11 protein-coding genes are annotated in these 14139 nt (G+C 37.6%); 9 read left to right on the forward strand and 2 right to left on the reverse strand.

All coding sequences use genetic code 11. The features are described 5' to 3' along the window. The first annotated feature begins 10 nt into the window (after positions 1-10). The 8 genes from G9H60_RS11050 (at position 11) to G9H60_RS11085 (ending at position 10383) form a co-directional block, all read left to right on the forward strand. Positions 11-1459 carry a complex I subunit 4 family protein gene (locus tag G9H60_RS11050; protein WP_223144118.1) on the forward strand — a complete coding sequence of 483 codons (1449 nt, stop codon included), beginning with the start codon at positions 11-13 and terminating at the stop codon, positions 1457-1459. Positions 1460-1495: 36 nt separating this feature from the next. Then, a complete protein-coding gene (locus G9H60_RS11055) occupies positions 1496-2893 on the forward strand; it encodes an NADH-quinone oxidoreductase subunit N (protein WP_223144119.1) in 1398 nt (465 codons plus the stop codon). A gap of 12 nt (positions 2894-2905) precedes the next feature. Further along, positions 2906-3400, forward strand: coding sequence for a GtrA family protein (locus tag G9H60_RS11060; protein WP_223144120.1), 495 nt, complete (start codon positions 2906-2908; stop codon positions 3398-3400). Positions 3401-3597: 197 nt separating this feature from the next. Further along, entirely contained in the window at positions 3598-3771 is a 174-nt protein-coding gene (locus G9H60_RS11065) for a hypothetical protein (protein WP_223144121.1), read from the forward strand. Between the two features lie 63 nt (positions 3772-3834). Continuing rightward, the gene (locus G9H60_RS11070; RefSeq protein WP_223144122.1) at positions 3835-4458 is read left to right on the forward strand and encodes a SprT-like domain-containing protein; all 624 of its coding nucleotides are present in this window, start codon (positions 3835-3837) and stop codon (positions 4456-4458) included. Continuing rightward, entirely contained in the window at positions 4418-7762 is a 3345-nt protein-coding gene (porU, locus tag G9H60_RS11075) for a type IX secretion system sortase PorU (RefSeq protein ID WP_223144123.1), read from the forward strand. The genes G9H60_RS11070 and porU overlap by 41 nt, the downstream gene beginning before the upstream one ends. A gap of 101 nt (positions 7763-7863) precedes the next feature. Continuing rightward, complete coding sequence (gene porV, locus G9H60_RS11080; protein WP_223144124.1) at positions 7864-9045, forward strand: type IX secretion system outer membrane channel protein PorV; 1182 nt, start codon at positions 7864-7866, stop codon at positions 9043-9045. Positions 9046-9114: 69 nt separating this feature from the next. Then, the gene (locus G9H60_RS11085) at positions 9115-10383 is read left to right on the forward strand and encodes a M16 family metallopeptidase (RefSeq protein WP_223144125.1); all 1269 of its coding nucleotides are present in this window, start codon (positions 9115-9117) and stop codon (positions 10381-10383) included. On the opposite strand, the gene G9H60_RS11090 is transcribed toward G9H60_RS11085, so the two are convergent. Together G9H60_RS11090 and G9H60_RS11095 are read right to left on the reverse strand one after the other, a co-directional pair. After that, positions 10380-11288, reverse strand: a complete 909-nt coding sequence (locus G9H60_RS11090) for a PfkB family carbohydrate kinase (RefSeq protein ID WP_223144126.1) — start codon at positions 11286-11288, stop codon at positions 10380-10382. The genes G9H60_RS11085 and G9H60_RS11090 overlap by 4 nt on opposite strands. Before the next feature lie 10 nt (positions 11289-11298). Further along, positions 11299-12477, reverse strand: a complete 1179-nt coding sequence (locus tag G9H60_RS11095) for a GNAT family N-acetyltransferase (RefSeq protein ID WP_223144127.1) — start codon at positions 12475-12477, stop codon at positions 11299-11301. A gap of 167 nt (positions 12478-12644) precedes the next feature. On the opposite strand from G9H60_RS11095, the gene cysS reads away from it, so the two are divergent. Then, positions 12645-14138: a cysteine--tRNA ligase gene (gene cysS, locus G9H60_RS11100; protein WP_223144128.1), complete on the forward strand. Its 1494-nt coding sequence runs from the start codon at positions 12645-12647 to the stop codon at positions 14136-14138. Position 14139: the final 1 nt, after the last annotated feature.

The raw sequence follows: 14139 nt of genomic DNA on the forward strand, positions 1-14139 counted from the left end.
ATAATAAGGTATGTCTTTACTTTTTATACTCTTTTTTCCACTTGTCATAGGCGCCATACTTTTGGTTGCTAAGCCTAAGCAAGCTTTTGCTATCTCGCTGATAGCGTCCATCATTGAATTAGTTGCCACCATTTTAGTATTAAAAGATGCCGCAACTGCTGAAAATGGTTTAGTATTCACCAAACCCTGGATTGAAGAAGCTGGTATTTCCTTTTCTCTTTGGGTAGATGGAGTTAATGGTATACTTATTGGTTTGTGTGCGCTGATGGTCCCATTTATTGTTGCCACAACAGCTAATTCTGACAAGGCTAATAATTCGCAATACCAAGGTTTAATGTTGGCCATGCAAACAGCTTTGATGGGAGCATTTTTAGCAAAAGATGCTTTCTTGTTTTACTTTTTCTTCGAAGCTTCTTTACTACCGATTTATTTCTTGGCTGCCATTTACGGTGGAGAAAATAAAAATGCGATTACCTTCAAATTCTTCGTGTACACTTTATTTGGTTCCTTATTCTTATTGATTGGTTTAATCTATGTGTATTTAGTTACACCTGGTAGTCATTCATCCGATATTGAAACGCTATACCAAACGGCCACAATGTTGCCAGAGCGAATTCAGGGGAATTTATTCTTAGCCTTTTTTATTGCTTTCGCAATCAAGATGCCCATTTTCCCTTTTCACACTTGGCAACCAGACACCTATACGGTAGCTCCAACCCAAGCCACGATGCTTCTTTCAGGTATCATGTTGAAAATGGGTACTTATGGACTTATCCGTTTGGTATTACCGATGTTCCCATTGGGCATCATTACTTGGGGAAACACCGCTATCATTTTATCAGTTATCGGAATCATTTATGGTTCGGTAATCGCAATTCAACAAAAAGATGCTAAGCGTTTATTAGCCTATTCGTCTTTTGCGCACGTGGGTTTGATGTCAGCAGGTATTTTAAGTCAAAGTCTAGAAGGTATTCAAGGAGCTTTATACCAAATGTTGTCACATGGTATCAATATTGTCGGATTATTCTTCATCATTGAAATCATTGAAAGAAGAACCAAATCGAGAGAAATCGCTCAACTGGGTGGTATAACTCAATACTCCTATGTGTTAACGGTAGCTTTTGTTATTCTAAGTTTAGGTTCCGTGGCCTTGCCACTAACCAATGGTTTCATCGGTGAGTTTTTACTCTTAAAAAGCGTTTTTGATCATGATATGATTATAGGTATTGTTGCAGGTATCTCCATTATTTTAGGTGCTGTATATACCTTACGTCTTATTCAAAAAACAATGTTTGGTAACTTTTCTCGCATCACCAAAGACTTTGAAGACTTAAGTGCAGCTGAGAAATGGGTATTAATTCCACTTTGTGCTTTCGTTATTTTGGGTGGAGTTTACCCTACATGGATTTTAAATTTCACTGAACCAGGTGTTCAGGCATTGGTTTCTTTATTAAAGTAGAAACCAAAAAATATATAAACAGCATCGCATACAATTATGACGGCTATCATTGCTTTATCTCTTTTTGGCATTAGTAATTTATTCTTAGGATTTTGGTTCCCAAGAAAAACAATACAATTGGTCACCCTATTGTTTTTAGTGGTGTCGATGGCTTTGACTGTTTCCGACTGGAATCACGAGCTATTGTGGTTTGGAAATATGTTCCGCACCACCAATACTTCCATTAATTTCAGCCTGATCATTCAATTAGCCGCATTTTTTGTGGTCGCCTTTTCCAAAGCATTCGGACAAGATGACGAACATACACATCCAGCGGAGTATTATGCCATTATGTTATTTTCGGTTGTAGGGGCAATATTAATGGTTTCTTTTGACCACATGATCGTATTATTTGTGGGATTAGAAATTCTGTCAGTTGCCATGTACGTCTTGACAGGTAGTGATAAAAGAAATCTTCGATCGAATGAAGCTGCCATCAAGTATTTCTTAATGGGTTCATTTACTACAGGATTCTTACTTTTCGGAATCACCTTAGTTTATGGTGCTACGCGTTCTTTTTATATTTCCAACATTGGAACAATACTAACTACCACGGCTCCAGAATCCATGCCAAGCTTTTTGTTCATCGGTGTATTATTAATCATTGTAGGACTATTATTTAAAGTATCTGCAGCACCTTTCCATTTTTGGACACCCGATGTTTACGAAGGTGCACCAACCATCTTTACCATGTTCATGTCGACTATTGTAAAGACTGCTAGTTTTGCTGCTTTATTCCAATTGGTCTCAGGTATTTTTGGAAGCCTCTATACCGTTTGGGTTCTCCCGGTCTATTTCATCAGTATGTTGACATTGGTGGTTGGAAATATATCAGCCGTTTACCAACAAAGTGTTAAAAGAATGCTTGCCTTTTCAAGTATTTCTCACGCTGGTTATCTTATATTAACGGTTAGTTCCAAACAAATCAGCACGACTTCAAGTATTCTTTATTATTCTCTATCTTATACATTAGCGACTGTAGTTGCGTTTGCTGTATTGATTTTAGTATCAGAATATCAAAGTGCGCGTGTAGAGAAACCTGAAAACTTTAGTTCATTTGAAGGTTTAGCTAAAAACAACCCTGGTTTAGCTTTATGCTTTAGTATTTCTATGCTTTCATTAGCAGGAATTCCATTGACTGCAGGTTTTTGGGGTAAGTTTTTTATCTTCTCAGATACCTTCAGCAGAAATATAATTTACCCTGTTATTTTAGCCATCCTAATGTCAGCAGTAGGTATTTACTATTATTTCAAAGGCATCATAGCTGTCTATTTAAAAGCAGGAGAAATTGAAAAGATCGAGGTACCCACTCTGTTTAAGATGGCACTTTGGGCTTGTACTTTAGGAACCATAATTTTAGGTATTTACCCTAGCTTAGTAAAAAGCGTTTTCTAATCTTCGCCTATTTTGAGCAAATCGAACTCTAAACTATTTAATAAAAAAGACCTATTAGCCTATTTCCTCATTGCAGGAACTGGAGCTGTAGTTCAATTAGTGGCTGGAGGACTGATTAAAGATTGGTTTAAAGTAAGCTATGAGGAATCTATTTTACCCGCTTACTATATTTCATTAGTAGTAGGCTTTATTTTAACCAAATTATTTGCCTTCAATGCTCGTCAATCTCAGCAAACCCGACGAGAAATGATCAAATTCTTGATGGTTGCCTCCTTTTCAGGATTTGTCACCTGGTTTTTTAGTGTTCTTCCTTACCGAGGTTTACACTCCATGATGAATGATATTTCATGGCAAATACCCTATTCAGTTAAAAAAATAAACCTAACTCAGGTGCTTACTACCATCAATGGGATGGGCTTTAGTTTTGTGTCAAACTATGTTTTACACAAATCTTTCACCTTCAAAAGCAGCGGTTTTTATGACCGATTCAAAGATTTAATCCGCTAATTTTAATTAATTCTTAGAAATACTTAAGATTTACTTAATGTTTTTAAGATTCAAAAATGGCTTAAATTTGATTTAAATAGGCATTTTTAAATACACACACCTCAATACTTAAAAATTTCTTAAAATTTTTGTCATAATAATTGGTATATACGAATCAATGCATTAGTTTTGTAGCTCAAACCTTAAATATCAAAAAAATGAAAAAAGTATTCGCTCTAGCTTTCGTTGCTGCAATGGTAACTTTGGCATCTTGTGGTGAGAAAAAAACTGAAGCTGCTGCTGATTCTGTAGCTGTTGATACTGCTGCTGCTGCTGCTGTTGATACTGCTGCTGCTGACACTGCTGCTGCTGACACTGCTGCTAAGAAATAATTTCTAAGCAAAAGAGAGAAAGGTCCTTCGCGTGCGAAGGACTTTTTTTATGCCCTTTACCCAATGGTCAAAAGTAAAAGAATACAATCCTTCTTCGATCATTTCCCAGCCAGTGTAGCTGAGTATTGCTTTCAGCTTTGGCAAGATTATTCCTTTGACTTTATCGTTAGTAAAGAACGCGGCTCAAAATTGGGCGACTACCGTTTCTCTCCCACAAAAGGGCATCAGATTACAGTCAATCACAACCTCAATCCCTATGCTTTTTTAGTTACTTACATTCATGAAGTAGCTCATTTAACTACTTATTTAGCTTATAAAAACAAAGTGTCTCCACATGGAAAAGAATGGAAACAGGAATTTTATACCTTATTTGAACCCATCCTAGATCCTGAATTACTCCCTGAACGCTTCGTTTCTGTACTACAAACCTACCTAAAGAACCCTACCGCATCTTCTTCTATGTACACCCCCCTAGTGGAAGTATTAAAGTCTTTTGACCCAGAAACTCCGCTCATCAGTTTACATGAATTAGAAGAAAATCAATTGTTTTTTCTAAAAAACCTCCGATTGGTCAAAGGGAAACTTCGTAGAACACGTTACATTTGCAGAGAACAGATTAGCGGAAAACTCTATTTAGTAGCCAAAAATGCCCAAGTTAGCCTATTGGAAAATCAATCTAATGATTAATCCTGGACAATTCTTCTTGGGTTTCTTTCTTCTTTTCTGCACTTCTTTCATCAGCTTATCACAAACCCACTCCGTTTTATCAGAAGGTGAATGGACTAAAATTGCCATTGGACAGACAGGGGTATACCAAATTAATAAAGAATGGCTTCGTAAAAACAACATTGACCCAAGCCGCATCAATCCACAAAAAGTAGTTATTTACCAAGGACATCGCGGTATTCTACCTCAACTGACCACAAGTCCCAGAATCTCTGATTTAGAACCAATACCTAGTTTATTCCTTGGAGAAGAAAATGGAATTTGGGATGAGAGTGACCAAATCAGTTTTTATGCTGAATCTTCTCACTTAACGAGCTGGGATAAAAATCAGAAAAAATGGATAACTACGAACCACCCTTACAGCGATTCCGCCTTCTATTTTATTCGTTGGGATAGCCCGAAGAGTACGCGCATTAAAACATCTAACTGGGAAACTGGCTCAGAGCCCTTTTTAGATTATGCTTGGTCACACTTTCATTATCAACCCGACTTGACCAATGCGATTCAATCTGGAAGAGCGTGGCTTGGCGATGCCTTTTATGGGAATAGTGAAAAAATTATTCAATATCCCATCAAAGATTATAAAGAAGGGAAAGCTGCACAAATCTTTGGACAATTAGCCTCCAGCTCTGTAAAGGAGGGTACATTCTCCTTTACCATAGAAAATAATACTCTTTCTCCTTGGGTCATAAGTAGTATTTCTGGAGATCGTTATGATCAAAAAATCCAAACCAAAGAATTCTCAACTTGGGTCTATCCTATCATTAAAAACAATCAATGGTCCTGGAAAATCAATTACGCTAATTCCGTGGGGACCGGATACCTCAACAGCCTTTCGCTAAATTATCCTCGCATTTTGAATGCTACAAATGAAAACCCTTTGTACTACTTCACTAACACGGGAGATTCAACTTTTACTGTTTCCATACAAAACCTGGGCAAACAACATCAGATTTGGTTCAAAAATGGTGAGCAAGATTGGCTTAGTTTGAACAATACTATTGCCAAGGGTAAAATCACTGCGAAACCAGGAAGTCAACTTTTGTTATTTGATCCGATTAAATTAAATACGCCAATTTTTATTCAGCATATTGACCACCAAGATATTAATCAAAGCCCTGCCAGCGAACTCATCATAGTGAGCAGTCCGGCACTTCGTAAAGCCGCTGAAAAACTTGCCCAATACAAAAATAGCCAAGTAAACCTCAAGACCTCTGTTATAAGTACCGATTTAATTTATCATGAATATTCAGGAGGTAAACAAGATGTTACTGCCATTCGGGATTTTTTATACAATCAAAAAAATAGAGCTGACGCTCGACTACGCTACGTAATACTTTTAGGCGATGCATCCGTGGATTATAAAAACAAAAATTCGGTGGCTAACGCAACAGAAAAAGCGAGTTATGTTCCTACTTACGAAAGCAGAGAATCTCACCATCCTCTACTAAGTTACGCCTCGGACGACTATTATGGATTTCTAGCACCGGGACAAGGTGAGTGGACAGAAGGTAATTTCCCCATCAATGAAAGTCTTTCCATTGGTGTTGGCAGATTAACGGCCAGAAACCCACAGGAAGCCATGGTTTTGGTCAATAAACTGATTGATTATAGTGAAAAACAAAAATCTAAAAGGGCTTCGTTATTTCAATTTTCGTGGATAGCCGATGATGGAGATTCCAATTTGCATGTGCAAGATGCAGAAGATTTTTCGGCAAGTTTAAGCAAGAGCAATCCCCTTTTCCCGAATCAAAAAATTTACTTAGACCAATATCCCATGGCACTAAGCAATGGGATATATACTTCTTCCACTACCAAACTACAGGTGAAAAAGGCTTGGGAAAAACAAGGTGATTTCATTCACTTTATTGGTCATGGGGCAGAAACGGTTTGGACGGACGAGAAAATATGGACAACTGAGGACATTCAAAAATTATACAATGCACAACATCTTCCTTGGGTACTTACAGCAACATGTCAATTTGGAAGATTTGATGATCCCAATGTATTATCGGGTGCCGAGTTAAGTCTAGTATCCAATCAAGGAGGGGCTATTGGTTTAATCAGTACCACCAGACCTGTTTTTCAAAGTAGTAATTATGTTTTTGGACAAGCTTTTTATCGTCTTATCCAAGAACACAGCCAAGATAGCAATTACCGAATGGGGGATTTGTTCCGAGATACCAAAAACCAAAGTCATGCAGGTGTAATTAATCGAAATATCAGTTTACTAGGAGATCCTTCTTTGGAATTGCCTTGGAACTATCAATCAATAAACCTTACAATAGATACCCTCACAGTAGGGTCCGAGATTGCTGTTCCAATTCCCATGCCAAGCTTTTTAGATGAAGTTGAACTATACTTAATCAGCCCTAAGCGTGCTCAAAAAACATTAGGCACTAAAACGCCCACGTATACTTATGAGACGGAAGGCGAACTATTTTGGAAGATTTCCAGTAAAATAACAGACGGGAAGCTGTCTTTTTCGCCAAAAAGTATACCGCAGTTACATATCAACACGTCAGGAGTAATTCTGAAAATCATTGGAAAAGATAAGTTCGGAAAAATTTGGGCAGGTGCTAAATCGGTAATTCTCAAAGCAAGCAATCAGGCTAGTAAAGACACACAAGCGCCAAACATACAAATTGGCTTAGTAAATGAACCCAATGTTTTAGCCACAAGCACAAAACCACTTTTGGAGATTCAGTTAAAAGATGATGTAGGCTTTTTATGGCAAAAAGTGAATGGAGAGATAAGTTACTTATTGGTTAATGATACATTAAAAGTGCCCTTATTGGATTATTTCCAACCATCCGCAGGTTCAGCCAATGAAGGCAAGGTATTGTACCCATTCCGAAATTTGCCATCTGGCAATTACAAAATTCAAGTAAAATGTTATGATGTAAACAATAACATGAGCGAGTCAACGTTTCGTTTTCAAGTTTCGGAAGAGAATCTTACAGCTAGTTTTTGCCTAGTCTTTCCCAATCCATTCCTTGATCAGGTGACAATTCGCCTTTGGCAAGATAAATTCTGGTCAGATTATCCGTATAATTTCAAAATTATCAACCTCTTGGGCCAAACAATTGTTGAAAAAACGGGAAATTTACTGGGAGGAGGAACAGAATACCTAGATCTTTCTTTCGTATTCAATGAAAACGAGATAAGAAATATAGGAATTGGAGCTTATTATATACTTGAAATCAATGATATGCTCGGTTCAGGTTTCCGTAAGTACAAGGGCAAAATAGCTACCTTAAAATAAATTTTGACAAATATTTTAGCTTATAAAACAACAATTAGCGTAAAAATGCCTATTTTTGGACTTCGCTTTATGCTGAATAGACTCTCTAATTTTTTTAAACAATGACGACAAACAATTCATTATTCCCAAAAGCATTATTAACCTTGGTAGCAGGTTTGATTAGTACTTATGCATTTGGACAAGCATTAGTTTCTGGTCAAATAAATTCAGGAAGAATTCCTACACCAACCATGTTATTCTTGAATGTTGCCCCAGATGCACGTTCGGCTGGTATGGGAGATGCTGGTGTCGCTATTTCATCGGATGTAAACGCCATTTATTGGAATCCAGCCAAATTAGCTACGGCTGAGAAAGACCTAGGATTCTCTATATCTTATACTCCATGGTTGAGAAACTTGGTAAATGATATGGCCCTTTACAATATTGCTGGTTACAAAAAGACTAGCAAGGATCAAGCATTTGGATTCTCGATCAATTACTTTGATCAAGGTTTATTCCAAGCAACTACTTCAACAGGACAAAGTGCAGGTAATTTCAATTCAAAAGAATATGCCATTACTGCTACTCACGCTCGTAAATTATCAAACACCTTATCATTGGGTGTTAATTTAAAATACATCAACTCCAATTTATTAGGAAACTACACAGGAACTAACGGTTCTGGTGTGGCCATGAAGCCAGCACAAACAGTAGCAGCTGATGTTGCTTTGTATTGGAACAGCGTTTCTGCTAAAGAATGGAAATACACATACGGTTTAGTTTTGTCTAACATCTCTGGGAAAGTTTCATACGGTGGAGTTGACAAAAACTTCATTCCTACAAACCTTCGTTTTGGTGTTGCTACAACGAAAGATATTTCAGAAGGAAATCGTTTGACATTCACTTTGGATTTCAACAAGTTAATGGTACCTACTCCATATTCAATCGATGCTAATGGTGCTAAAGTTGGAAATGATCCAAACGATGCAACAGCTATCGGTGGTATCTTCAGTTCATTGTTTGATGCTCCAGACGGATTCGGTGAAGAATTAAAAGAAATCACTACTTCGATTGGTGCTGAATACTTATTCAACAATTCATTCGCTTTAAGAACAGGTTATTTCAATGAAAGCGAAATGAAAGGAAATCGTAAATATTTCACTTTCGGTGTTGGTTTTAAATTAGACCAAAAATACGGATTTGATTTTGCTTACCTAGTGCCAACAGGTTCTGGTAGCCCATTAGCTAACACACTTCGCGTGTCATTATTAGCTGCTATCAATAACGGTGGTTCTAAGAAATAAGCTAACATACATGTTTTGATTTCAAATGACATTCCTCGGAATGTCATTTGTTTTTTACCCTAATAAACCATGCTGGACCGCTCCACTCCTCCTCCTGCCTATCCTATTGAATTAGTGAAATTTCCTACTGTAGATGTATTTCATCTAAGTAATGGAATTCCTGTATATTCCATTAATCTTGGTGAGCAGCCTGTATTCAAATTGGAAATTATCAGTCCAGCTGGAGCCAAATCGGGTGAAAAGGCTGGTCTAGCTAATATGGCGGCCAATCTCATGAGAAGGGGTACTCAATCGCACTCAGCACAAGTAATACATGAAGCATTTGACTTTTTAGGTGCATTTTGGGATATTCAAGCGAATCTGGATAACGCAACTTTTTCTGTATACGGATTAAACAAGCACTTTGAGTCACTCATTCCTTGGGTTGCGGAGATTATGAAAGAAGCCTCTTTTAGTCAAGAGGAATATGAGAAAGAAATCGCCATTGAAATACAAAAAAATAAACTTAATTGGCAAAAAACTTCCTTTGCAGCAAGCCAATTATTCCGCGGTCAAATCTTTGGTAATCATGTCTATGGGCGCTATTCTTCTCCTGAAAGTTTAGCCGATTTGAGCCGAAATGATTTATTTGATTTTTACACTTCCACTTGGGTAAATGTCAAACCAATTATATTCCTTTCTGGAAAAATTTCAGACCAGCAATTACAGTTATTAGACCGATTTATTGGTCAATTAAGCTTTGAAGCGTCTTGGCCAGGTAATCTACCGATTGTATCTCCTCAAGCTGTTCAAATCGAGCATGATCGTCGAGAAGGTGCCTTACAAACTTCCATACGGGCAGGGAAACTAGCCATTGGAAGAAACCACCCTGACTATTTTAAATTCAGCATTTTAAATACCATCTTGGGCGGTTATTTTGGATCAAGACTCCAAAATAACATACGTGAAGATAAAGGATTCACTTATGGTATTTCATCCTCCATCGTTCCACTACAAGAGTCCGCTTACTGGGTTACAGGGACAGATGTGAATGGGGAAAATAGCGAACAGACTTTAGAAGAAATCAAGAAGGAAATCAGAATATTACAAAATGAATTGGTTTCTGAAGAAGAGTTAGAATTAGTCAAAAACTATTTGATGGGAAGTTTCACGGGAGAACTCACCCAAGCCTTTGACATCGCTGAAAAAATTAAGGTTATACAGTTAGAAAACCTAGCCCCTGATTTCTATGATCAATTTCAAAAGCAGATTATTCAATGCCAAGCTCAAGAACTGCGCGAGATAGCGAATCAGTACTTGAACTTGGATGAATTACATGTGGTGATGGTTGGCGCTTAAAATCTAGCCAATTCTCTAAACTCATTTACGCGAGATTCCAAGTCAGCAGGACTAATCTCAAATAAACGTTCTGTACCGAATTTCTCCACACAGAAAGAAGCCATGGCAGAACCATAAACTATGGCTTGGCGCATGCTATCAAAAGAAACATCATCCTTTTGAGCTAAGTAACCAATAAATCCACCTACGAATGTATCACCAGCACCTGTTGGATCAAATACTTCCTCCAATGGTAAAGCTGGGCAATAAAACATCTTATCTTCTTGAAATAACAATGCTCCGTGCTCTCCTTTTTTAATAATCAACGTTTTCGGCCCCATAGCCATGATCATCTTAGCTGCAATTCTCAAAGAATATTGCTCAGATAATTGACGTGCCTCTTCATCATTGATACATAACACGTCAACCATTTTCAGTACACGTTTCAAATCGTCCATTGCTACATTCATCCAAAAATTCATCGTATCCATGACAATTAATTTTGGACGTTTGTTTAAACCTTGAATAGCGTCTATTTGTACCTGAGGAGTTAAATTACCCAACATTAAATAATCACAATCTTGATAAGCAGCAGGAATAGCAGGTTGAAAATCGGCCAATACATTTAGGTCAGTTACCAAAGTATCCCGCGTATTCATATTGTTATGGTACTTACCTGCCCAAAAGAATGTCTTTTCACCTTCTTTGATCTGCAAACCAGTCAAATCGATGCCTTTCTCTTCCAATGTTTCCATGTATTCTTTTGGGAAATCATCTCCGACCACTGCTACCACATTCACTTTAGGTAAGAAGAATGCTGCTGATAAACTAATGTAAGTACAAGATCCACCGATAATTTTATCCGTTTTTCCGTAAGGGGTTTCCAGGGCATCAAAAGCCACTGTTCCAATTGATAATAAGCTCATTTTAAATTATTTAGCCTACTTTAGGACAACGACTAAAGGGCTGGTTTGGATTAAATAAATAACGATAAGTAATGTATGTTTTATCGATGGTGGCTCCTAACTGAGAGACAAATCGAAGCATTTTGGGATTGAAGTCGCCCACCCAGTTCATATCCATGGTTTCATATGGATAAAAAGGATTATCTCGGGCCGCTTGGCGGAATCGAAGGGCTATAGCAGACTCAACGCCCTTGCCTTGGTGTTCTGGTACTACTCCAAAAATTACACCGCAGCAACGAGTCAAAGCTCCTTTCCATTTCAAGAGTAAAAATTTGATCATTCCCCAAACATTCATTTTTCCATTTAAATGTTTGACAATTTGATTCAAATCCGGAATAACAATAAAAAAGGCTACGGGATCTCCCTCTGAGGTGTAGGCGAACCACAGCAATTGCTCATCAATGATGGGCTTCATTTTCTTGACTAACTTTTGCGCTTGTTCTGAGCTCATGGCGGTAACACCAGGGAATTTAGCCCAAGCCGCATTAAATATTACTTTAAAATCTTCTGCATATTTACTTAAATCAGCCTTCTCAATATGCTGAAATACGTAGTTCGGATTCTGATAAATTCTTTGTGCTTTTTCTTCAATGGATGGAGCTACATTTGCTGCAGAAACGGGAGAAACAAACACATACTGTTGAAAATAGTCTTTAAATCCATAGTGCTCAAAAAAGGAAATATAATACTCTTTGGTCCAAGGCATTTTATACGTTGGCTCAAATTCCCAACCTTTCACCATCAAACCCCAAAAACTATCTCGCTCACCAAAATTAATTGGACCATCCATGGCTTCTAAACCCTTGGATTTCAACCATTCTGCACAAGCATCAAATAATATAAAAGCAGCCTTTTCATCTTCAATGCATTCAAAAAAGCCCATACCTCCAGCAGCTATTTCACCTTCTTTGCTTGGTTTTCCATCATAAAATGCAGCCACTCGACCAATGATTTGATTTTCTTCATTGAATAACATCCAACGAATCGCATCCCCATGCTTAAAATGAGGATTTTTTTTAGGATCAAATATGGACTCTATATCCGAATCCAAAGGCCGAATCCAATTAGCATCGTTTGCGTATAAGCTAACAGGAAAGGTTAAAAAAGCTTTTTTTAATTGGCTATCTTCAGCTACTTCGCGTAAATACATGCTGGGTTTGAAATGAAATGATACTATTCAACAAAGATAATAGAATGAGACGAGCAATCCGCCCTAGTATAAAACATTCAAGCTTTATATATCGTTTGGTGGTTTAAAAGAATCAAAGTAATTTTAGTTCTTTTATAAATAGCCGCTCCGAAAGGGAAAATTAGACCATGCAAGCCTTAAAATTATATAATACACTCAGTAGAGAAAAAGAATTATTCACGGCCATCAATGCTCCACATGTAGGATTATATGTGTGTGGACCTACGGTCTATAATTATGTCCACCTGGGTAATTTAAGGACTTTCACTTCATTTGACATTTTACACCGCTATTTACGCCACATTGGCTACCAAGTACGCTATGTCAGAAATATCACCGATGTGGGACACTTAGTGGGCGATGGGGATGAAGGAGAAGATAAAATCGGAAAAATGGCCAAGCTAGAAAAGCTTGAGCCCATGGAAATTGTACATCGTTACACACAAAATTTCCACCAGGTATTAGAACAATTCAATTTACTTCCTCCTAGTATTGAACCGACGGCTACAGGACACATCATGGAGCAAATTGAAACCACTAAAATACTTCTGGACAAAGGTTTAGCTTACGAATCCAATGGCTCAGTCTATTTTGACATAGAAACGTATAATAAACAAGGAGGCGATTACGGAAAACTTTCTGGTCGTGTTTTGGAAGATTTATTAACAGAAACTCGCGATTTAGATGGAGTAGGTGAAAAAAGGAATCCTTTGGATTTTGCCCTATGGAAAAAAGCTGCGCCAGAGCATTTGATGCATTGGCCATCACCTTGGGGAGAAGGTTTCCCTGGATGGCATTTGGAATGTACATGCATGAGCCACAAATATTTAGGAGATACATTTGATATTCATGGTGGTGGAATGGATTTAAAATTCCCTCATCATGAATGTGAAATAGCTCAAGCCAAAGCCACTTATGGAAAAGCCCCTGTTCGTTATTGGATGCATACCAATATGCTAACGGTGAATGGGCAAAAAATGAGTAAATCATTAGGCAACTCCTTTTTGCCTTCTGAATTATTTAGTGGGAATCACCCATTATTGGATCAAGCTTACAGCCCTATGACAGTTCGCTTTTTCATGTTGCAATCACAGTATAGAAGTACCTTAGACTTTTCTAACGACGCATTAAAGGCAGCTCAAAAAGGATATAAGCGTATTGCTAATGGACTTCGCATTGTGAAAAACATGTCTTTCCCAGCTAATGCCAATCATGAAGCTATAGAGGCTAAACATGGGGAAGAAATCGAAGCAGCTGTTCAAGGATGTTACGATGGAATGAACGATGATTTAAATACAGCAGTAACTATAGCTCATTTATTCACGTTGTTGAAGAAAATTAATCAGTTGTATACGGGTCAAGTTTCCTTGGAGTCCATCGGTGAAAAGTCTTTTGATTTATTAAAAACTAGCTATATTTCATTCTTAGAAAATATATTAGGCATTAAAGAAGAACTTCCTGATCATTGGGAAAGTATGATTCAAGGCTTATTACAATTGTATGCTGAATTCAAACAAAGTAAGCAATACGATAAAGTGGATGAAATTAGGGCTACTTTCAAATCCATGGGATTACTCATTAAAGACATGAAAACCTCCATAGATTGGGGTTACGAAGAATAAG

This window comes from Aquirufa aurantiipilula (assembly GCF_019923745.1).
Classification (GTDB): Bacteria; Bacteroidota; Bacteroidia; order Cytophagales; family Spirosomataceae; genus Aquirufa; species Aquirufa aurantiipilula.

Excerpts from the sequence above, each read along its gene's own strand:
- G9H60_RS11050 (WP_223144118.1), top strand. The coding sequence starts at position 11 with ATGTCTTTACTTTTTATACTCTTTTTTCCACTTGTCATAGGCGCCATA.
- G9H60_RS11055 (WP_223144119.1), top strand. The coding sequence starts at position 1,496 with ATGACGGCTATCATTGCTTTATCTCTTTTTGGCATTAGTAATTTATTC.
- G9H60_RS11065 (WP_223144121.1), top strand. The coding sequence starts at position 3,598 with ATGAAAAAAGTATTCGCTCTAGCTTTCGTTGCTGCAATGGTAACTTTG.
- G9H60_RS11070 (WP_223144122.1), top strand. The coding sequence starts at position 3,835 with ATGGTCAAAAGTAAAAGAATACAATCCTTCTTCGATCATTTCCCAGCC.
- porU (WP_223144123.1), top strand. The coding sequence starts at position 4,418 with ATGCCCAAGTTAGCCTATTGGAAAATCAATCTAATGATTAATCCTGGA.
- porV (WP_223144124.1), top strand. The coding sequence starts at position 7,864 with ATGACGACAAACAATTCATTATTCCCAAAAGCATTATTAACCTTGGTA.
- G9H60_RS11085 (WP_223144125.1), top strand. The coding sequence starts at position 9,115 with ATGCTGGACCGCTCCACTCCTCCTCCTGCCTATCCTATTGAATTAGTG.
- G9H60_RS11090 (WP_223144126.1), bottom strand. The coding sequence starts at position 11,288 with ATGAGCTTATTATCAATTGGAACAGTGGCTTTTGATGCCCTGGAAACC.
- G9H60_RS11095 (WP_223144127.1), bottom strand. The coding sequence starts at position 12,477 with ATGTATTTACGCGAAGTAGCTGAAGATAGCCAATTAAAAAAAGCTTTT.
- cysS (WP_223144128.1), top strand. The coding sequence starts at position 12,645 with ATGCAAGCCTTAAAATTATATAATACACTCAGTAGAGAAAAAGAATTA.